Here is an 18,815-nt window from a genome sequence, read left to right on the forward strand (position 1 = left end):
GTGAATGAGCGAAAGAGTGAATGTTTGGTAGAGTATGGATCACTCTTTCGCTCATTGAACAGGTCCCAGAAAACTTGTCCTGACTTTATCTACCACCTTGTCGCCCGACAGTACCTCAATCTCAATCGGGGTGCTGTTTTGACGGATGTTTTTTTCGGGCAGCAGGATGAAAAATGTGCCTTTGGTTAGCTCATTGGCCGGTGCCTGCATAATTGGTTGTACGAAACGTAATGTGGCCTCGGGATGGTTGAGCCTGAAACGAATCGGCTTCGTTTGATACGTTTTATTGACCAGCTCGATGAGGTACAGATTCGATACCTGGCGATTGGCTTCCCGCTGAAACAATTGCCCCGGCGCCCGCAATACCGTCACCTCGACCGTCGCCCGGCTGACGAGCAGAAACACGAGTACGCCAACCAAAGCCGCCAGCACGGCACTGTAGGCCGCCATTCGACCGTTGAACCGCACGGGTTGGCGATGCTCGATACCCGCGACCGAATCGATACGGATCAGGCCGGTCGGCCGGTCAATTTTCGTCATTACATCGTCGCAGGCATCCATGCAGGCCGTGCAATTGATGCATTCGAGCTGAGTACCGTTTCGAATGTCAATCCCCATCGGGCAGACCTGCACGCAGAGTTTACAGTCCACGCAATGGCCGCGCGCGGCAGGGGTGCTTTGCGCAGGGGGCTGGGGGCTGGGGGCTGAGAGCGTAGTGCTGAGGGCGTGGGGCAACGGGCTGGGGGTTGGGAGCGTGGAGCTGAGAGCATGGGGCAAGGGGCTGGGGGCTGAGAGCGTGGGGCTGAGAACGTGGGGTACTGGGTTGACCTTACAGGTTTTACCCTGCGCCCCTTGCCCCCTGCTCCCTGCCCCTTGCTCCGTGCCCCCTGCCCTTTGCTTCTTCCCGCGCGGCTCACCCCGAAGGTAATCGTAGGCGACGACCAGGGAGTTCCTGTCGAGCAGAACCCCCTGTAGGCGACCGTAGGGACAGATTGTAGTGCAGACGATCTCCCGGAGTCTGGCGAACACCAGGTAAAACACCCCCGTAAAAACCAGGATTGCCGCCAGACCGCCGAGATGTTGGGTCGGATCGTCGGTTACGAGCGTCAACCACTGATCCCGCCCGATGATATACGCCAGAAACGTATTGCTGATGACGAACGAGATCAGGAAGAAGACACTGTGTTTAGCTGCCTTTTTTACAATCTTTTCGGATGTCCACGGAGCTGCGTCCAGCCGTTGGCGGGCCTTGAAATCCCCTTCGATCAGCTCTTCGATGTTACGAAAAATCATTTCCATGAAGATCGTTTGCGGGCACGCCCAGCCACACCAGACCCGGCCGTAGACGACCGTAAACAGGGCAACAAACGTAATGAACGTCAATAAACCAATAGCTACCAGATGAAAATCCTGCGGCCAGAACGCAACGCCGAAAAAGATGAATTTGCGCTCCAGCACGTTGAAGAGAAACAGCGGATGCCCATCTACCCAGACAAACGGCCCGGCAAACAAAGCGGCCAGCAGCAGCCACGCCAGGATAGTACGCCAGCGGTAGAACCGCCCCTTCGCGAGTCGCGGATACAACCACCGTCGCCCGCCTTTGGCATCGGCGTTGGGCACGCGGTCGCGGAACGAAAGGGAAGCAGAGGCTACGTGGGATTCCATATGTTTCGTGTTGAGAAGTTTAATGGATCAGGTTTCAACCTGCCAAACCAGAACCGTTGACCAGGTTATCGCATAGCTACCGGAGTGCCTGTAGTCTGTTTTTCGCCCTGCGGTTCTTTGGCTCCCAGGGGGTTAGTCCCCTGCAATGACAGCACGTAGCTCGTCACCTGCTGAATCTGAAGCGGATTCAATTGCTTCTTCCAGGAGATCATACCTTTCTCGGGCACCCCCTCCGTAACCGTGTGAAATACTGCTTTGACATCACCACCGTGCAGCCAGTACTCGTCGGTCAGGTTCGGGCCAACCTTACCTTCGGCGTTGGCTCCGTGGCAGGCCGTGCAGTACTGATCGTACAACACCTTACCCGATTCAACACTTTTGGTGTCTTTCAGCAGCGTCACCGTATTCTCGTTGATGGAACCGGCCACTTTTTTGATGTACTCCTCCCGCTGTTTCTCCGCGATGGCTACCTCCTGCGTGTATTCCTGCTCCATGATGTTGCCCGTACCGATGACGTGGAAGACCAGCAGGTAAATAGCCGCGAAGCCGATGGTGCTGTAAAACAGATACATGAACCAGGGCGGAGTGGGATTATCCAGTTCGCTGATGCCATCGTACGCGTGTTCCATCATCAGCTCACGCTCCTGACTCAACGGCTTCAGGCCGGTCAGGCTTTGCCAGAACGTCCGTTTCTCTTTAGCGGCATCGGCTGGCTGAATCAGAGGGCGGACGCTCAGGTACAAATGCAAAGTAGCAACGGCCAGTATGGCGCATCCGGCCAGAATGATCAGTAAGACAGACACTACAAAGAGATCCTCGCCCGTTTTAAGATTCCAAATAGACGATGAGGCAGTATCGGGAGCCATCAGGAGTAAACGTGGTATAGTGTTCATGGTGGTAAGCTTAAGCGTCGATAGTATCGTCTAAAGGCAGGCGACTAACCTGGTCGATGTGCCTGCGATCGACCAGCACCAGATACAGCCCAACCAGGCAGAAGAAAACAAGGAAGGTCAGAAAGGAGGTGACCATGTATACGTCGGCTCCGGGAAGCCTGGAAATGAATTGCTTGAACATAGCTTTTTTGGTTTGGGACTTAGGGCTGGGGGCTGGGGGCTAAGGGTGGTTTTACCCCACGCCCCAACCCCTATGCCCTTCGCCCCCACGCATTATTTTTCCAGTTTATTAATATCCGTCCCCAGCCGTTGTAGGTAAGCAATGAGGGCTACGATTTCGCGGTCAGACTGCACCTTGATGCCTTCCTTAGCCAGTCGGTCGCTGATGCCCTGAGCCTGCGTCTTCAGGTCGTCGTTGGCGTAGGTGATCGTCTGATCGTCGTACGGCACGCCTACTTTTTGCAAAGCCCGTAGTTTATCCGACGTATTGGACACATCCAGTTGCTGTGTCAACAGCCACGGGTAGGCCGGCATAATCGATCCCGGCGACATGGACCCCGGTTCGCGCATGTGGTGGTAGTGCCAGGAATCCGGGTACTTCCCCCCTTCGCGGTGCAGGTCGGGACCGGTCCGTTTCGACCCCCACAGGAACGGGTGATCGTAGACAAACTCACCGGCTTTCGAGTAGTCGCCGTAGCGTTCGGTTTCGCTGCGGAACGGCCGAACCAACTGGCTGTGGCAGTTGACGCAGCCCTCGCGGATGTAGAGGTCGCGGCCCTGTACTTCCAGCGGGGTGTAGGGTTGTACGGAAGCAATCGTCGGGACGTTCGACTCGACCATGAACGTCGGCACCAGTTCGATCAGTGAACCGATCAGAATCACGACCAGCGAACCTAGCAGCAGCGGCATCGGCTTGCGTTCGAACCAGCGGTGCCAGTACGTATCATGCCCGGTTGGCGTATAGGCACGTTCGAGGGCTGGCGCTTCGGCGGGTTCGTTGGCCGTCAGAGTACCCACGGCCATGGTCTTGAAGAGGTTATAGGCCATCAGGATTGCCCCCAGCAGATAAAGCGTACCGCCCAGCGCCCGCATCATGTGCATCGGCAGAATCTGGAGCGTCGTTTCAAGGAAGCTCGGGTATTTCAGGACGCCGTCGGGCGTAAATTCTTTCCACATCATGCCCTGCGTAAAGCCGGAGATATACATCGGAACGGCGTAGAACAGGATGCCCAGCGTACCAATCCAGAAGTGCGCATTAAGCAGCTTCTTCGAGTACAACGGCGTATGATACATGCGCGGAATCAGCCAGTAGAGAATCGCAAACGTCAGGAAGCCGTTCCAGCCCAGCGCACCAACGTGTACGTGCGACACCACCCAGTCGGTGAAGTGCGCGATGGCGTTCACGTTTTTCAGCGACAGCATCGGTCCTTCGAAGGTAGCCATACCGTAGGCGGTTAAGCCCACGACCATAAACTTCAGGATGGCGTCTTCGCGTACTTTATCCCAGGCACCGCGCAGGGTCAGCAAACCGTTGATCATCCCACCCCACGATGGCGCAATCAGCATGATCGAGAACACAACCCCCAGCGACTGCGCCCAATCCGGCAGCGAGCTATACAGCAAGTGGTGCGGACCGGCCCAGATGTAGATGAAAATCAAGGCCCAGAAGTGCAGAATCGATAATTTATACGAGTACACCGGGCGGTTGGCCATCTTGGGCAGGTAATAATACATCATGCCCAGATAGGGCGTCGTCAGAAAGAAAGCCACCGCGTTGTGGCCATACCACCACTGCACCAGGGCATCCTGAACACCGGCATACATCGAATAGCTTTTCAAAAAGCTGACTGGCATTTCCATCGAGTTGACGAGGTGCAGCACGGCTACGGTAATGAACGTGGCGATGTAGAACCAGATCGCTACGTACAGGTGCCGTTCCCGACGCTTGATGATTGTCCCGAACATATTGACACCGAATACGACCCAGATCAACGTAATGGCAATGTCGATGGGCCACTCCAGCTCAGCGTATTCCTTTGACGTTGTATACCCGAGCGGTAAGGTCAGGGCGGCCGAAACGATGATCGCCTGCCAGCCCCAGAAGTGAATCCTACTCAGCAGATCGCTGAACATCCGGGCTTTGCAGAGCCGTTGCAGTGAGTAGTACACGCCCATGAAAATGGCGTTGCCAACGAAGGCGAAAATCACCGCGTTGGTGTGCAGCGGACGAATCCGGCCGAAGGTCGTGTACTGGTTGCCGAGGTTAGCCGCCGGCGCAAACAACTGACTGGCGATCAACACCCCGACCAGCATCCCGACCAATCCCCAGATGATGGTGGCGATGGCAAAATTGCGGACAATGCGGTTGTCATACTCAAAATACTCCACGTTGGGAGCGGCTTCCCGTCCCAGCAGCGTTCTGTCAGGCGAGATAATCGTGGGCGGTTTCTGCGAAACATTCATAGCGATAACAGACTATTTGTCGGGGGTATTGGTAGAGGTGGTTGGTTCAGCGTCGTCCAGCAGAATGCGGATCGAAGGCGTATACAGATCGTCGTGCTGACCGGTTTTCATCGACCACAGAAAGGCACCCAGAAACGTCAGTGCCATCAGCAGACTAATACCAATCATGAAAAAGATGATGTACATACCCTGAGCATTTAGTACCTCAAAAGTCAGGGGAATCAGGTGGGCAATGTATGATGCCGGTCAGCCCGTCGACTGATAAAATTCAGGAGCGGACGTAACGGAAGCCCGTCAACGGTGTGCAGGCCGGTCGTCGTTGAAACAGGAGTTCAGGCAGCTCATCCAGATAATTCGTCAGTTAAGCCAAAAGGCCGGGGTGTATACAGAAGGCAGCTCTATATTAGCCCGACTACGCGATGCGGCCTGCGACCAAATACAGCCGGATCGCGTTCCTGATCGACAACCTGAATGAGATACCGACTATTTTCAATTGCATTGCTGCTACTCTCCGGGCGTTTGCTGGCCCAGCATTCCACTTTCGGCGTAGTTGCCGGAACCGTACAGGATTCAACCGGAAAACCGCTGGAATTCGTTACCCTATTGCTGGTGCAGCCCACCGATTCAACCCGGCCCTCAACCAACGAAAACCCCAGCCGTTTTGTCAAAGGAGCAATCAGCGACAGCCGGGGAGCGTATGCGTTTGAGCGAATCCAGCCCGGTACGTACCGGGTGTCGGCTTCCTTACTGGGGTACCAAACCGTGTATTCAGCACCATTCACCCTCGAAGCGGGCCAGACCGCGCAGCAACTGCCGGCGCTGGTTATTCGGGAACAGGCGCGACAGCTAACCAACGTGACGGTCAGGGCGCAGAAACCCTTCATTGAACAACGTATTGACAAGACCGTACTGAACGTCGAAAACAGCATCGTAGCCAGTGGGGGTACCGCGCTGGAGGTACTTGAAAAAGCGCCCGGCGTCGTGGTGGACCTGCAATCGGAACGAATCAGCATGAGAGGGCGCGAGAACGTACTGGTTATGCTCGACGGCAAACCAACCTACCTGTCGACCGCCGACGTGCTGGAACTGCTCCGGAATACACCCAGCAATACCGTCGAAACCATCGAACTCATTACTAATCCTTCGGCCCGCTACGACGCAGCCGGTACCGCCGGCATTATCAACATCCGGCTCAAACGTAACAAAGCCGCCCAGCCGCTGAACGGTAATCTGAACCTGGGCGCGGGCTACGGCCGCTTCGCCAAGTACAATGCGGCCCTGACGCTGAACGCCCGGCCGCGCCAATGGAGCCTGTTCGGGAACTACGCCTTCGACCAGCGGAACTACTGGTCGGTGGCAACCATTGACCGGCGGCTGACCACCACCGAACAGCCTACCTTGATTCAGCAGGACAATTACCGGCCGATACAAAACACGAACCATACGTACCGGCTCGGCGCCGACTACGCCTTCAGCAAAAGGACCACACTTGGCTTCCTGCTAAACGGCATACGTACCGACGGCAAATCGCAGGGGGGGACGACCAGTGCCATTTATCAGGCCAACGTACTGACAGCGACCCAGCGGACGGAGAACGACATCAAGCGGTTCATCGGTCGACTGGCCGGTAACGTGAACTTCCGCCACCAGTTCGATTCAACGCGCCGGGGCGGTCAAGGCCGGGAGCTGATGGTGGATGTAGATTACTCCGACGCTACGTTCCAGCCCGTCGAGCAGTTTGAAACCCGGTACCTGGACCCGCGGCAGACCGAAACCGGCCCGCGGTCCCTGCAACGCCTGAACACCACCTCGAAGGCACTCATTCGGGCGGCCAAGGCGGACTACGTCCATCCATTCGACAAGCGAACAACCCTCGAAACGGGCTGGAAGAGCAGCTACGTAACGCTCAGCAACGATCTGCTGGCCGAAATCAAACTGGCCGAGCGCGGCCAAACCGTGCCCTGGCAAGTGGACAGCAGCCGGACCAATCAGTTCGAATACCGCGAATGGATTCACGCGGCCTACGTCACCGGGCGACGAACCTGGGTAGCCTGGACACTACAGGTTGGCCTGCGGGCGGAGCAAACGCATACGGAAGCGCGCTCGCTCACGACAAACAGCACCGTGGAGCGAACGTACCTCAACCTGTTTCCCAGCGTCTTTCTGACCCGAACGGTGGGCGATAAGCACGAATTTCAGTACGCATTCAGCCGCCGAATCGATCGGCCGAACTACCAGTACCTGAACCCGTTTATCCGGGTGTTCGACCCGTACGCATATCAGCAGGGCAATCCCTACCTGAAACCGCAATACACCGATGCGTTTCAGGTGGCCTACAGCTACAAGCAGGAAACGACCGTCAGCGTCGGTTACAACCGGACGCACGACGTAATTGTCGACATCAACGAGCAAAACGACCAGACGGGCGTTACGCGGATTACGTTCATCAACCTGTCGAAGCAAACCAACATCAGTCTGAATCTGAGCGCTCCCCTACGGTTTACGCGCTGGTGGTCGTCGCGAAACGCAGCCAGTGTTTTCCACAACGCCTACCGGGCTCAGGTCGCCGGTACCCCCCTGAACTACAGCCGACTGTCGGCGAACCTGACGAGCAACCATACGTTCGTGTTCGGACATGGACTTACCGCCGAACTCAACGCTACGTACAACTCGCCCTACGTCTACAGCCAGAACCAGATGCAGTCCTTTGGCCAAGTAAGCGTTGGTTTGCAGAAAAGTCTCTGGCAGAAGCGAGCAACGCTACGGTTCAACTGGAATGACCTGTTGCAGACGCAACGGTTTTACGGGAAAGTACAATTTCAGAACATGGACTTCCGCTTTGCTACGTACAGCGAAACGCGTGTCGCCCGGCTGACGTTCACCTACAATTTTGGAAACCGCGACGTGAAAGGCGCAAGTAACCGACGGACCGTTTCGGAGGACGAACAGCGTCGAATGAACTAAGATGAGAACGGCGAAGTCGCGAAAATAACCCATTACGTCGTCGGCGAGGTTTCCTAAATCCACGGCGGACGACTACCTTGGCGGTTTTCAAAACGGCCAGACACATCAGACATCCGGCCATGTCTGCTTACATTATATGTATACCTTATACGCCATTCCAAACTGTGATACCGTCAAAAAAGCCCGTACGTGGCTGGCCGAGCACGGCATCGAGTATCATTTTCACGATTACAAGAAACAGGGCGTTGATCGGCCGACGCTCGAGCGCTGGCTTGCGCAGAAGCCCTGGGAGGATCTGGTGAATCGGGCAGGAACGACCTGGAGAAAGCTTTCTGATCCCGAAAAGCCAACCAGCACCGATGAGGCCATTACCCTTATGCTCGACAAACCGTCTGTGATTCGTCGGCCGCTGATCGAATCAAACGGCCAGATTGTCGTCCTGGGCTTTAAGGCGGATGAATACGCAAGCGCCTTTGCTCGGTAGACCGTCGTTATTTTACGGATTGCCGAACGGTAAGCCTGATCAGACAGCCGCTTTACCGTAATGAACATTCAACCACTACGCTATGGATAATGCACTGGATAGACGACAATTTATCACCAGCCTGACCCAGGTGCTGGGTACGTCTGCGCTCCTGAACACCCCGTTTCTCAGCCAGGCGCAGCCAGCGTCCAGGAACAACGCAGCCCTAACAGTTGGTCAGGTGATGAACCTGATTCTCAAATCGATTCCCGGAGCGCCCTTTCCCAAAACCGTCGATACGTTAAAGTCGGGTAGTGAATCGCAGCCCGTGACCGGCATTGTGTCCACGATGTTCGCTACGGCGGAGGTTATCGAGAAAGCGGCTGCGGCTGGGGCTAACTTCATTATTGTCCACGAGCCGACATTCTACAACCACGCCGACGAAACCGACTGGCTGAAAGGCAACGAAGTCCTGCGCTACAAGCAGGACCTGCTGAACAAGCACGGTATTGCCGTATGGCGTTTTCACGACTACTGGCATTCGCACCGGCCGGATGGCATTGCCAAAGGCATGCTGTCGACGTTGCAATGGGAGAAATACTCTGACACCGGCAACCCGCTGTTGCTCACGATGCCATCTACACCGCTCCAGCAAATCATTGGCCACGTCAAGCAGAAGCTGGACATCAAAATGGTTCGGGTCATCGGGAATACGAACCAGGTTTGTCGGCGGGTATTGCTATTGCCGGGTGCCTCGGGTGGCCGTAACCAGATCAGAGCCATTGCCGAGGCAAAACCCGACGTTGTCCTGTGCGGAGAGTCCAGTGAGTGGGAAACGCCCGAGTACGTTCGGGATGCGCGTCGGCAGGGGCAGCAGTTGTCGTTGGTATTGCTGGGCCATATCATGAGCGAAGCTGCGGGTATGGAATGGCTCGTCACCTGGCTGAAACCCCAGGTTCCCGGAATTAAGGTGTCCTATATTCCGTCGGGCAATCCGTTTACGTACGTGTAACTGTCTGCTGAATCTTATAATCTGCCCATGTGTTAGGCAGGTAAAGGCCGTATGCTAACCGTTGTTGTGCGGCCCTGTTAAATCGCGTAGGTAATGCAAAAACAACCATTGGATTCGCCGGAGGCCGTGCGGCTGCTGGTGAATTCGTTTTACGATAAAGTTCGGGTCGATCCGCTGATTGGGCCGGTGTTCACGGACGTAGCGCAGGTCGACTGGGCGAGCCACCTGCCCAAAATGTACGCGTTCTGGGAAAACATCATTCTCGGCAACAACGCTTACAACGGGCACCCCTTCCGGCCGCATCTGCTGGTCAACCAGAAGCACACGCTGCGTACCGAACATTTTGAGCGCTGGCTCCAGTTGTTTTCGGCGACGCTGGCCGAGCATTTCACCGGCGAAACCGCCGAGCTGGTCCGGCAGCGCGCAACCCAGATTGCGCTGGTCTGGAACCAGAAACTACTGTACCTGAACAACGCGTGATCTATTTCACCGCAAAGACTTCGCAAAGAGCGCAAGGAGATGAGTAACCTGCTCTGCGTCCTTTGCGTAATTCCTTTGCGTCTTTGCGGTGAAAAAAGACCTCTTTTTGAGTTAAATTGCCATTTCTTACGTGCCGCTTAATCATCCCCGCCGATGAAAGGAAACAAGCTGGATATGTGCCTCGATATGGGCTATTTTCGGATGCATCAGGACATATTCACCTGCCGGTACCTGGTTGTCAACGACGCCATCTGTCCCGTTCATTGGCTTCGTATTGTTCTTCCCAACGTTGAGTACAAAGCCAGACAGCGCAGCCTGCTCCGCAGCAACGCCCGGTTTGAGGTCACCGTTAAGCCCTTTGTGCTGACCGACGAAGCCGAAACACTGTACGCTCGGTACAAAAGCGCTGTTGATTTCGATGCCCCCGAATCAGTGGAGTTCTGGCTGATGAACGGCTCCACCATTAACATATTCGACACCTACGCCGTTGAAGTTCGGGACGGCAACCGGCTGATCGCCGTAGGCATCTTTGACAACGGTACCCACAGCATCGCTGGCATTATGAATTTCTACGACCCGGCCTACCGCAAACACAGCCTGGGCAAATACCTGATGTTACAGAAGATAGATTACGCCCGGCATCAGCAGAAACGGTACTACTACCCTGGTTATATGGTTAGTAATTACCCAAAGTTCGACTACAAACTGTTCCCGTGCGAAGCAGCAACGGAGGTGTTTGACGACACGACCGGCGAGTGGCTCCCCTTCTCATGGGCAACCGTCAACGCGCTGGCGACCGATATGCTGAATGAGAGCTAATCCAACACAGAATCAGGCTGTTTGCCAAGTTGGCAGCAGTACAGTGTCAGGTGCTCTTTGTTCTTAATCCTTCTGACGATGTGGACCGGAATACTTCAATTTAATGTTGCATTGAGTGTCTCATCGAGAATTTACCTTACTTACTGACTAGTTAAGGTAAATTTGCTTAGATTTGACCTTTTGATCAAGTTTGCGATTGTCCTTATGCTCTCAACGTCTACGCTCAGTCAAACCACCGACAGATTAGTGTATTTAGTCGACGACGACGAGGACGATGCGCTTTTGGTTCAGGCGGCCATTCATGAAGCTATTCCCTATTGTAAAGTGCGGGTATTTCAGAATGGCTTAGTTATGCTCGAAATCATGGCCGAGCCGGGTGCCAAGCCACACCTGATCTTGCTGGACATGAATATGCCTCATGTGCACGGCCTCGAAATCCTCACCAATCTTAAAATGAACCGGCAGTGGGCCGATATTCCGGTTATCATTCTTACCGGCAGCGACGATCCGGAACAGATTAAGCTAGCGTATCAGCTTGGTGCCCAGACCGTCATTAACAAGCCCAACAAATACACCGAACTGGTCGATATCGTTATGATTATCCGCCAGTACTGGTTCAGCATTGCCCGCCTACCCCAGGCGGATGCCTGATTTATCCCGCTTGATCCAATTCCGCCGAAGCAGGTAAATACAGCGTAAACGTAGCTCCCTGATTAGGTCGCCCTGTGGCCGTCAGCAGGCCACCATGGTTCTCGGCTACCTGCCTGCCGATCGCAAGCCCCAGACCTGTTCCGCTCGTTCGGCCCGGCAACCGCTGAAAGGATTGGAAGATGCGGTCCGCAAACTGAGGATCAAACCCAACTCCATTGTCTGTCAGTACAATGCGCCAGAATACGCCCGAAGCAGATCCGATAGGCTGCGGAGGTGGTTGCGGAAGTTGGTCGGATGCAACCCGGTCGGCGCGAACCTGAAGTAGCAGCGGCACTTCCGGCCGACGGTATTTCAACGCATTGGTGAACAGGTTCTGGAACAACTGACCAAGCTGAATGCAATCTCCGTTCACTACGGGCAACGGCCCGACATCAATCGTAGCCCCCTGCATATTCAGCGACAAATCGTCAACTACCTGGCTCACTACCGCTTGCAAATCAACAGCTTCTACGTTGACCAGACCAGCTTCGAGCCGGGCGTAAAACAGCAGATTATCAATCAGGCGCTGCATACGTTCGGCGGCTTCGCGCATGACCTTCAGCAAACTGACGCCTTCATCATCCAGCACCAGCGCGTGATCATGCAACAGCATGTCGCCGTAAAATTTTACTTTTCGCAACGGCTCCTGCAGGTCGTGACTGGCCACGGCCGAAAACCGCTGCAGTTTTTCATTCAGCCGGTTCAACGCAGCATTCGCGGCTTCGAGACGCTGCTGATACAGATGACTTTCCGTAATATCAACCGACGCGACCACAACACCATCGTCGGCTTTAGCCACCAGTACTTTGTGCCAGCGATCGTCTACCGGCGAATGAGCCTCCCAGGTTTCCGGTCGCCCGGTTTCAACCACGCGAATAAAGCGATCCAGCACCACGTCGGAACCCGAATCATCCGGCCGTGGCCTTACGGCTGTCAGGTGCTGAAACTGCTCCGTTGGTAGGCCCCAGCTTAGCTGGGCTTGCTGGTTACTCAACACAAGCCGAAAATTCCGGATTGGACCGGGGTTTCCGTCCGGCGACCGCTCTCGGACCACCCGGTACAACGAGATGGCGGTTTGTGATACGTCCATTACCGTTTGAAGCAGGCGGGCCTGCTGCTCCTGCTGTTGTTCGGACTCTTTCAGCGCCGTTATGTCCAGAAATGTGAACAGCACGCCATCCCCCTGGCGGACAAAGGTCGCTTCGAACCAACCCTGAACACCGTCGCCCTCAAACGGAAACGTGAACTGCTGCGACACGCCCGACTCTGTGACCTCTGCCAGCACCTGAAAAAAATCGCCGTAGTAGGCTGATGGTAAAACTGCTGACAACGGTTGACCAGTCATTTCGGCTACACTCCGATCAATCACCCGGGCATTGGCAGGGTTGGTCAACACGTACCGGAAGTCAATAATCCGGCCCTCTTCATTTCGTATCGCTTCGTACAGGACAATACCCGCCGGCGACGTATCCAGCATTGCCTGCAACAGGTCGCGCTGACGCTGCACTTGCCGTAGAGCCCGATTCGCCTGCGTAACGTCGTGAAACGTAATCATGAGCTGACCGCCAACCCGGGCCACCGTCATTTCATACCATTCGTTTTCGTCGAGCTGATAGTCGGAGATGTAGAGGGGGTGACCGGTTTGATACACGGCTACGTACTGATCGAGAAGACCAGCCCGGCCTTTTACGGCGTACCAGTGGCGAAGCGTCATACCGGCCTGCCAGCCTTTGAGCAAACCCGGCTGCGCTAAAGCACGTTCGTTAATAAACGCAAAGGTAAAATCGACCACCGATCCGTCGGTATGCAGAATCGGCTGGAGCAGAATAACACCGTTGAGCGAGGCATTGAGCACATCCGCCAGCGGTAAGGATGGTGACGGAAAAACAGGATTCATGCGAAGCGTTAACCCGGTTCAGGGTTACAACTCCGAAAAAACCGTTACGGTTTCGAACCAGTATTGACGAGTGACCTTAACCAGTTCCAGCAGCCGGTCATAACTGGTTGGCTTAGTTACGAATGAACTGGAACCCGACTGGTAGCTCAGGGCAACGTCTTCGGCCCGGTTTGATGTAGTCATCACCACTACCGGTATGATTCGAAGACGGGGGTGGGCTTTCAGCCGCTTCAGCACCTCGAAGCCACTCATCCGGGGCATGTTCAGATCAAGGATAATCAGCCGGGGGAGTTCGCCGAACGGCAGGTTCATAAGGGCAGACAACAATTCATCGCCGTCGGTAAAGAAAACCAACTGACACTCCGGCGACTGCTGATCAAAGGCCTGTTTTAACAACAGCCGATCATCTTCATCGTCATCCGCCGTAAATATTACATTGTTGTAAGTCATCGAATCAAGACTAAGTGAACAAAACTACTCCCTTTTTCTTACTTATCTTATTTAAGTAAACCGTAGTACTTCATCTGGCAATAAAACAATGTCTAATTCGTCGCTTGCCGGATCGTATCTATAGCCGGGTCGAACTAGGCTGACCGTTCTTTTACGAACTGCTTCTACCCGCGCCAACGAACAACTGCACGCCCGTATTCAGGTTGTATAAGGCGTGCGGGCGGCTGTATCCCAATACGATAGAATTAAGCCCATCAACTGCTCCATCGCTTCCTGCGACTCAGGTTTGGTAACCCAGGATTGGGCTCCCAATTGGTAGCACAATTTCAATTCCTGCGGCTCCCGACTAACGGTTAGCATTATGACGGGTACGGCCGACCATTTCCGGTCCGCTTTCAGACTCATCAGGGTTTCGAAACCATCCATCAACGGCATTTTCACGTCGAGAAAGATCAGCATAGGCAAACGAGTAGCCTGGCTGGTAGCCGCCATCATCTCAAATCCACTCGAGAAAAGTTCGATGTCATGATTCGGGAATGTACGCTGAAACGACTTCTGATACAGTTGCCGGTCAATCGGGTCATCATCTACAAAGTAAATCAACGGGTGCGGGGTCGGGTTCAGTTCTGAATAAGGGGCGTTACGCATGGGTACAATACGGAGCAAAAGCTTATATTAAAATAACACCTAAGTGAGCCATATTGATGCTGTTACCCCATTAATAATCGATTAAATTAGTAGGATTAACCTCAGACTTACCCAAACACAACCGACATTACCTTTTGAAACTGGCCGGGCGGCTTTTACAAACTTATCATCGCAAAGCGATTTGTGGGATAGTACGTCTACAGAAACGCAACGACCTGACACGATTGTGTCAGGTCGTTGCATGAATCATGCCTTGCCAGCGTTTTTATGCTCCTCCAGCCCGACGTTTTTCGTCTTCTGCTCCGCTGGTACGTCGGCGCGTCGGGGCTACTTTGTCATTACCAAAGCGATACGAGAACGATAGAGTAGCCGTCCGCGAATCCCGACGCTGGTAAAAGCGCTCGACGTAGTTATCATAGGCCGACACCGCCCGTACCTTCTGCGTGAAAAAGATATCCGCTACGTTCAGACGGAGCGTTCCTTTGCGATCCCAGAGGGCTTTCTGCACCCCGGCGGTCACCTGGCCGTTGGGCCGTACGCGCAGGAAGCCGTATTGCTCCCCCGACTGGAAGCTGCCGTTCAGTTCGGCCGACCAGCTCTTGCTGAGCGTGAACGTATGGTTGCTGCTCAGGTTAAACGCCGGCCGTCCTTTGTCCAGCGCCGTACCGGCCAGATTCCCCACAAAATGACTGTAGTAAAACACGGCGTTGTTGTACATCTGCCACCATTTGGCTGGTTGCACGGGAGCCGTAATGGTCAGGGCAAAATAGTCTTGGCGCGTGAGATTCACGGCCGTTGACAATACGGTCGAGTCGGTTTCAGGCTGCACAACCCCGATGATCGGTGCGCTTGTGCGGCTGTAGCTCAGCCCGGTGCTGAACGTGCCCTTAAACGTATGCGTCAGTTCGAGGTTGTAGCTGGTTTCCGGCCGAAGGTTGGGGTTACCCGAACCGGCCGTAGTGGGGTCGATGATGATCCGGAACGGATTCAACTGTCCGTACGATGGGCGATTAATCCGGCGGCTTAAGGTCAGGTTCAGTTCATGATTCTTACTCAGCGTCCGCTTGATGGCCGCACTGGGAAAGAGTTGAGCGTACCGGCGCGTAAAGCTACTATCCCCTACCGCCTGCCGTCCTTCGGCCAGGGTTTGTTCGGCCCGTAGTCCAACCTGAAGCGTGGTTTTCGCCAGGACCCGGCTCCAGTTGCCGTAGGCCGCCAGAATGGTTTCGTCGTAGCGGAAACGGTTGGTGCGCGTCGGGTCGACGATCGTCAGCGCTCCTTCGGTCAGGCGGAACACGACGTCGTTGTCCGACGACACGCGGCTGGCTTTTACCCCGGCCTCCAAACGGCTGCGCTTCGCGAGCGGGCGGGTAAAATCAGCCTTGGCCGACATGATGGTCAGGTCGCCCTGCTGATCGCCGACGAGGAGCGAATTGATTCGGTCAGACAGGGCGTAGTCCGTAAGCAGCTCCTGCAGGCGGCTGGTGCGGTAGCGGGCGTAGTCGACGTCGGCTGTTAGCTCGGGGCTGTTGGTCGAGTCGGCAAAGTTGTGTTTAAAGTTCAGGTTGACCGATCCGTTCGGCGAGAGGAAATTGCGCGTATTACGGGCATTGTACACATCTGTCGGCCGACCGGTCGCATCGTACAGGGTGGTCTGATTCTGCGCAATCTGGCCGGGCGAACGGCTCTGCTGATAGCTCCCGACCAACCCCAGCACCGTCCGTTTAGAAAGGGTGTAATCCAGACCCGCCCGGGCGGAGTGCGACAGGAAATACATCCGGCTTCGGTTAATCTGGTCACTGCTGCCGGTCAGAATCTGCTGGCGGTTTGGCCCGACCGAGAAAAAATCGCGGTGAATATCGAGCATTGCCAGCCCGTCGCGGTTGGCGTAGTTATACGAACCGAACAGATTCAATCCTTTCTTTCGATTGTTGAGAGTGATCCCCGCCGTGTATTTGTCGTACTGGCTCCGGCCGTAGCTGCCCTGTACCGTCCCGTTGGTACCCAGCCGCTGGTCTTTGCGGAGGTTGATGGCAATGATACCGGCTGTACCCTGGGCGTCGTACCTGGCGGGTGGGTTCGTAATCAGTTCAATACTTTTCAGTTGATCGGCGGGTAGGGCCCGCAGGTAATCGGCCAGTTCGGAGCCGGTCATGGGCTGGCGTTTGCCGTCGATGAGGACCAGTACGTTCTGCCGCCCACGTAACGCCAGATTGTCGTTATTATCCACGGTTACGCCCGGCGCCCGGGCCAGCACATCCAGCGACGTGTTACCGGCCGCCAGCGAGCTGCCCTCTACGTTCACGACGGTACGGTCGGCCTGCCGTTCGTACAGCGGTTTCTGCGCCACCACGTTCACTTCGTTCAGGGTCGTACTCTGACTCGCCCGGAGTACCAGCGCCGGAAGGGACTGATTCTCCGTTGCTACGTCGACCACGGCGGTTTTTGCTCTGGCAAAGCCCACCTGCGAAGCAGCCACGTAGTACCGACCCGGCGCCGATAGAGCGAACAGATACGCCCCGGCCGCATCGGTAAACTCCGCCTTGACCACTACCGAATCGACGGCGCGGTGGAGGGTAACAGTGGCAAATTCAACCGGCAGCCCGGACTCGGTCCGAACGGTTCCTTTTACCTGAGCCGTTGATTGTGCCTGACATGTAACACTGCCCAGGGCCACGGTGAGCAGCATCAGCAAAACAAATAATCCTGTTGAGTAAAGCGTTCTTTTCATAAATACAAATGACGATACACCAAACCTATGATATATCATTTAAATAAAGAGGGAGATTCGGACTGAACTGAGCAAGAAGCCGGATGAACGAACTATTTCGGGGATGAGCGGTCGATTTACCGCGAGTTTGAATATACTTGCGAACCAAACTCCCTCCGAAGCGACACTATGCTGAATGATATTATTTTCTACGTGCTCGACAAGACGATCAAACGCTATCGGCAATACGCCCAAGGCCAGATTGATCGGGCGGGCATTTCCATCACCGTCGATCAGTGGTTAGTGTTGAGTGTTATTCAGGAATCGCCCGAGCTGGGCCAGACGGAGATTGCCGAGCGGGTGTTCAAAGATCAGGCCTCGGTTGCCCGTATCATCGATCTGCTCGTTAAGAAGGAGTTACTGGTACAAAGCACCAGCCGGCAGGACCGTCGGCGGGTAGATCGGTCCATCACGCCCCAGGGCCACGCGCTCCTGCAGGATGTTGCGCCCATCATTGCCCGGAATCGCAGCACGGCTTTGCAGGGGCTTTCCGAACCAGCCATTGAGCAGCTACGCCAAACCCTGGAGACGATCTACGCCAACTGCCAGACGACCACGGAGGGATAAATACAAAAATCAGCGACCCAAAGGAAGATAAGGCACAGATGGTTTTTTGTCAAAGCAGCCGCCATAATGGCGTTTTTTGCCATCCCTCGCACCTCGGGATGACAAAAAACGTTAATTTACCCTATTGATTATCAGTGAATTACTCTGACACTCACCCATCCCGATTCAGCTACATATACTTCAGATCATTATTGGCTTTCAGCCGGATAATTCCTAAGCCGTTCAGCAGGCGAATAACGGGGTAGGTTGGATCGAACTCGTGCCAGCGAAAACCGCCGAAATTAGCCCGCCCCCCAAATTTATGGTGGTTGTTGTGATACGACTCCCCCATCATCAGGAAATCGAACGGCAGCAGGTTCCTGGCCGTATCGTCAACAGCAAAGTTGACGTAGCCGTAGCGATGGGCGTACCAGTTGATGATGGCGCCGTGAATGGGGCCCATCAGGAAATGGATCGGCAGCAGGGCAAACCACCACAGCGACGGCGCGTAGGCGATGTACACCAGCGTATAGGCCGTTCCCCAGGCGATACGTACCGGCCAGCGGTCGCCGAACCATTCCATAAACGCCCAGTACGGCACCCCTTTCTTAAACTTCGGCGCAATCGTGTCGCGGTTGTTCAGAATGTCATTGTAGAACTGGCGTGTCTTCCACATCATGTCGAATAACCCTTTCGAGTACGATGGCGAGTGCGGGTCATGTTCCGTATCGGCGTGGGCGTGGTGCAGCCGGTGCATGATGCCGTAGGCTCGCGGGCTCAGAAACGACGACCCCTGCCCGATGAACGTCAGTACGTAAAAGAATTTCTCCCAGCCGGGGCTCATGGTAAACATCCCGTGGGCGGCATAGCGATGGAGGAAAAACGTCTGGGTAAAAATGGAGAGATACCAGTGGCAGGCAAAAAACGTAAGGATGATAAGCATGGTGAAACCGGAACGTAGCGGTGCAAAATTGCCCCAGCCTCCGCCCCGGCCCCATGATCTTTATCAGCCAGATTGATGATTCAGGTTGGCATTAAAAAGCAACGTTTTACGT

At 55.0% G+C, this 18,815-nt stretch carries 17 protein-coding genes; 7 read left to right on the forward strand and 10 right to left on the reverse strand.

Going from position 1 to position 18,815, the window contains the following annotated elements; translation table 11 throughout:
* Positions 1–51: 51 nt before the first annotated feature.
* From BN8_RS33595 to ccoS, 5 genes are all read right to left on the reverse strand, one after another.
* The gene (locus tag BN8_RS33595) at positions 52–1,665 is read right to left on the reverse strand and encodes a 4Fe-4S dicluster domain-containing protein (protein ID WP_009282383.1); all 1,614 of its coding nucleotides are present in this window, start codon (positions 1,663–1,665) and stop codon (positions 52–54) included.
* A 65-nt stretch (positions 1,666–1,730) separates the two neighbouring features.
* Positions 1,731–2,558: a cbb3-type cytochrome c oxidase N-terminal domain-containing protein gene (locus BN8_RS13195; RefSeq protein WP_009282384.1), complete on the reverse strand. Its 828-nt coding sequence runs from the start codon at positions 2,556–2,558 to the stop codon at positions 1,731–1,733.
* A gap of 10 nt (positions 2,559–2,568) precedes the next feature.
* Positions 2,569–2,739, reverse strand: a complete 171-nt coding sequence (locus BN8_RS33285; RefSeq protein ID WP_009282385.1) for a hypothetical protein — start codon at positions 2,737–2,739, stop codon at positions 2,569–2,571.
* A gap of 92 nt (positions 2,740–2,831) precedes the next feature.
* Complete coding sequence (gene ccoN / locus BN8_RS13200; protein WP_009282386.1) at positions 2,832–5,021, reverse strand: cytochrome-c oxidase, cbb3-type subunit I; 2,190 nt, start codon at positions 5,019–5,021, stop codon at positions 2,832–2,834.
* A 12-nt stretch (positions 5,022–5,033) separates the two neighbouring features.
* Entirely contained in the window at positions 5,034–5,207 is a 174-nt protein-coding gene (ccoS, locus tag BN8_RS13205; RefSeq protein ID WP_009282387.1) for a cbb3-type cytochrome oxidase assembly protein CcoS, read from the reverse strand.
* A 285-nt stretch (positions 5,208–5,492) separates the two neighbouring features.
* Here ccoS and BN8_RS13210 point away from each other — a divergent pair, with 285 nt between their 5' ends.
* The 6 genes from BN8_RS13210 to BN8_RS13235 all read left to right on the forward strand — a co-directional run bounded on the left by BN8_RS13210 (position 5,493) and on the right by BN8_RS13235 (position 11,410).
* The gene (locus BN8_RS13210) at positions 5,493–7,985 is read left to right on the forward strand and encodes a TonB dependent receptor (protein WP_009282388.1); all 2,493 of its coding nucleotides are present in this window, start codon (positions 5,493–5,495) and stop codon (positions 7,983–7,985) included.
* Positions 7,986–8,121: 136 nt separating this feature from the next.
* On the forward strand, positions 8,122–8,469 hold the full coding sequence (locus BN8_RS13215) for an ArsC family reductase (protein WP_009282389.1): 348 nt from the start codon (positions 8,122–8,124) through the stop codon (positions 8,467–8,469).
* 82 nt (positions 8,470–8,551) lie between these two features.
* The gene (locus BN8_RS13220; protein ID WP_009282390.1) at positions 8,552–9,460 is read left to right on the forward strand and encodes a Nif3-like dinuclear metal center hexameric protein; all 909 of its coding nucleotides are present in this window, start codon (positions 8,552–8,554) and stop codon (positions 9,458–9,460) included.
* A 93-nt stretch (positions 9,461–9,553) separates the two neighbouring features.
* Complete coding sequence (locus tag BN8_RS13225) at positions 9,554–9,940, forward strand: group III truncated hemoglobin (RefSeq protein ID WP_009282391.1); 387 nt, start codon at positions 9,554–9,556, stop codon at positions 9,938–9,940.
* A gap of 153 nt (positions 9,941–10,093) precedes the next feature.
* On the forward strand, positions 10,094–10,759 hold the full coding sequence (locus BN8_RS13230; RefSeq protein WP_009282392.1) for an arginine-tRNA-protein transferase: 666 nt from the start codon (positions 10,094–10,096) through the stop codon (positions 10,757–10,759).
* A 204-nt stretch (positions 10,760–10,963) separates the two neighbouring features.
* Positions 10,964–11,410: a response regulator gene (locus BN8_RS13235; RefSeq protein ID WP_009282393.1), complete on the forward strand. Its 447-nt coding sequence runs from the start codon at positions 10,964–10,966 to the stop codon at positions 11,408–11,410.
* Position 11,411: 1 nt separating this feature from the next.
* Here the strand turns inward: BN8_RS13235 and BN8_RS13240 are convergent, their stop codons facing one another.
* The 4 genes from BN8_RS13240 to BN8_RS13255 form a co-directional block, all read right to left on the reverse strand.
* The gene (locus BN8_RS13240; RefSeq protein ID WP_009282394.1) at positions 11,412–13,346 is read right to left on the reverse strand and encodes a sensor histidine kinase; all 1,935 of its coding nucleotides are present in this window, start codon (positions 13,344–13,346) and stop codon (positions 11,412–11,414) included.
* Positions 13,347–13,370: 24 nt separating this feature from the next.
* Positions 13,371–13,796: a response regulator gene (locus tag BN8_RS13245; RefSeq protein ID WP_009282395.1), complete on the reverse strand. Its 426-nt coding sequence runs from the start codon at positions 13,794–13,796 to the stop codon at positions 13,371–13,373.
* A 198-nt stretch (positions 13,797–13,994) separates the two neighbouring features.
* Positions 13,995–14,444: a response regulator gene (locus BN8_RS31720; RefSeq protein ID WP_009282396.1), complete on the reverse strand. Its 450-nt coding sequence runs from the start codon at positions 14,442–14,444 to the stop codon at positions 13,995–13,997.
* A 265-nt stretch (positions 14,445–14,709) separates the two neighbouring features.
* Entirely contained in the window at positions 14,710–17,175 is a 2,466-nt protein-coding gene (locus BN8_RS13255) for a TonB-dependent receptor domain-containing protein (protein ID WP_229367978.1), read from the reverse strand.
* Between the two features lie 168 nt (positions 17,176–17,343).
* Here BN8_RS13255 and BN8_RS13260 point away from each other — a divergent pair, with 168 nt between their 5' ends.
* Positions 17,344–17,781 (forward strand): MarR family winged helix-turn-helix transcriptional regulator, encoded by a 438-nt coding sequence (locus tag BN8_RS13260; protein ID WP_009282398.1) that lies wholly within the window; start codon positions 17,344–17,346, stop codon positions 17,779–17,781.
* 169 nt (positions 17,782–17,950) lie between these two features.
* Here BN8_RS13260 and BN8_RS13265 read toward each other — a convergent pair whose 3' ends face one another.
* On the reverse strand, positions 17,951–18,703 hold the full coding sequence (locus BN8_RS13265) for an acyl-CoA desaturase (RefSeq protein ID WP_009282399.1): 753 nt from the start codon (positions 18,701–18,703) through the stop codon (positions 17,951–17,953).
* Between the last annotated feature and the right edge of the window lie 112 nt (positions 18,704–18,815).

The organism is Fibrisoma limi BUZ 3, from assembly GCF_000296815.2.
GTDB lineage: Bacteria > Bacteroidota > Bacteroidia > Cytophagales > Spirosomataceae > Fibrisoma > Fibrisoma limi.

Coding starts and splice junctions, on each gene's coding strand:
- BN8_RS33595 (WP_009282383.1), bottom strand. CDS start 1,665: ATGGAATCCCACGTAGCCTCTGCTTCCCTTTCGTTCCGCGACCGCGTG.
- BN8_RS13195 (WP_009282384.1), bottom strand. CDS start 2,558: ATGAACACTATACCACGTTTACTCCTGATGGCTCCCGATACTGCCTCA.
- BN8_RS33285 (WP_009282385.1), bottom strand. CDS start 2,739: ATGTTCAAGCAATTCATTTCCAGGCTTCCCGGAGCCGACGTATACATG.
- ccoN (WP_009282386.1), bottom strand. CDS start 5,021: ATGAATGTTTCGCAGAAACCGCCCACGATTATCTCGCCTGACAGAACG.
- ccoS (WP_009282387.1), bottom strand. CDS start 5,207: ATGTACATCATCTTTTTCATGATTGGTATTAGTCTGCTGATGGCACTG.
- BN8_RS13210 (WP_009282388.1), top strand. CDS start 5,493: ATGAGATACCGACTATTTTCAATTGCATTGCTGCTACTCTCCGGGCGT.
- BN8_RS13215 (WP_009282389.1), top strand. CDS start 8,122: ATGTATACCTTATACGCCATTCCAAACTGTGATACCGTCAAAAAAGCC.
- BN8_RS13220 (WP_009282390.1), top strand. CDS start 8,552: ATGGATAATGCACTGGATAGACGACAATTTATCACCAGCCTGACCCAG.
- BN8_RS13225 (WP_009282391.1), top strand. CDS start 9,554: ATGCAAAAACAACCATTGGATTCGCCGGAGGCCGTGCGGCTGCTGGTG.
- BN8_RS13230 (WP_009282392.1), top strand. CDS start 10,094: ATGAAAGGAAACAAGCTGGATATGTGCCTCGATATGGGCTATTTTCGG.
- BN8_RS13235 (WP_009282393.1), top strand. CDS start 10,964: ATGCTCTCAACGTCTACGCTCAGTCAAACCACCGACAGATTAGTGTAT.
- BN8_RS13240 (WP_009282394.1), bottom strand. CDS start 13,346: ATGAATCCTGTTTTTCCGTCACCATCCTTACCGCTGGCGGATGTGCTC.
- BN8_RS13245 (WP_009282395.1), bottom strand. CDS start 13,796: ATGACTTACAACAATGTAATATTTACGGCGGATGACGATGAAGATGAT.
- BN8_RS31720 (WP_009282396.1), bottom strand. CDS start 14,444: ATGCGTAACGCCCCTTATTCAGAACTGAACCCGACCCCGCACCCGTTG.
- BN8_RS13255 (WP_229367978.1), bottom strand. CDS start 17,175: ATGAAAAGAACGCTTTACTCAACAGGATTATTTGTTTTGCTGATGCTG.
- BN8_RS13260 (WP_009282398.1), top strand. CDS start 17,344: ATGCTGAATGATATTATTTTCTACGTGCTCGACAAGACGATCAAACGC.
- BN8_RS13265 (WP_009282399.1), bottom strand. CDS start 18,703: ATGCTTATCATCCTTACGTTTTTTGCCTGCCACTGGTATCTCTCCATT.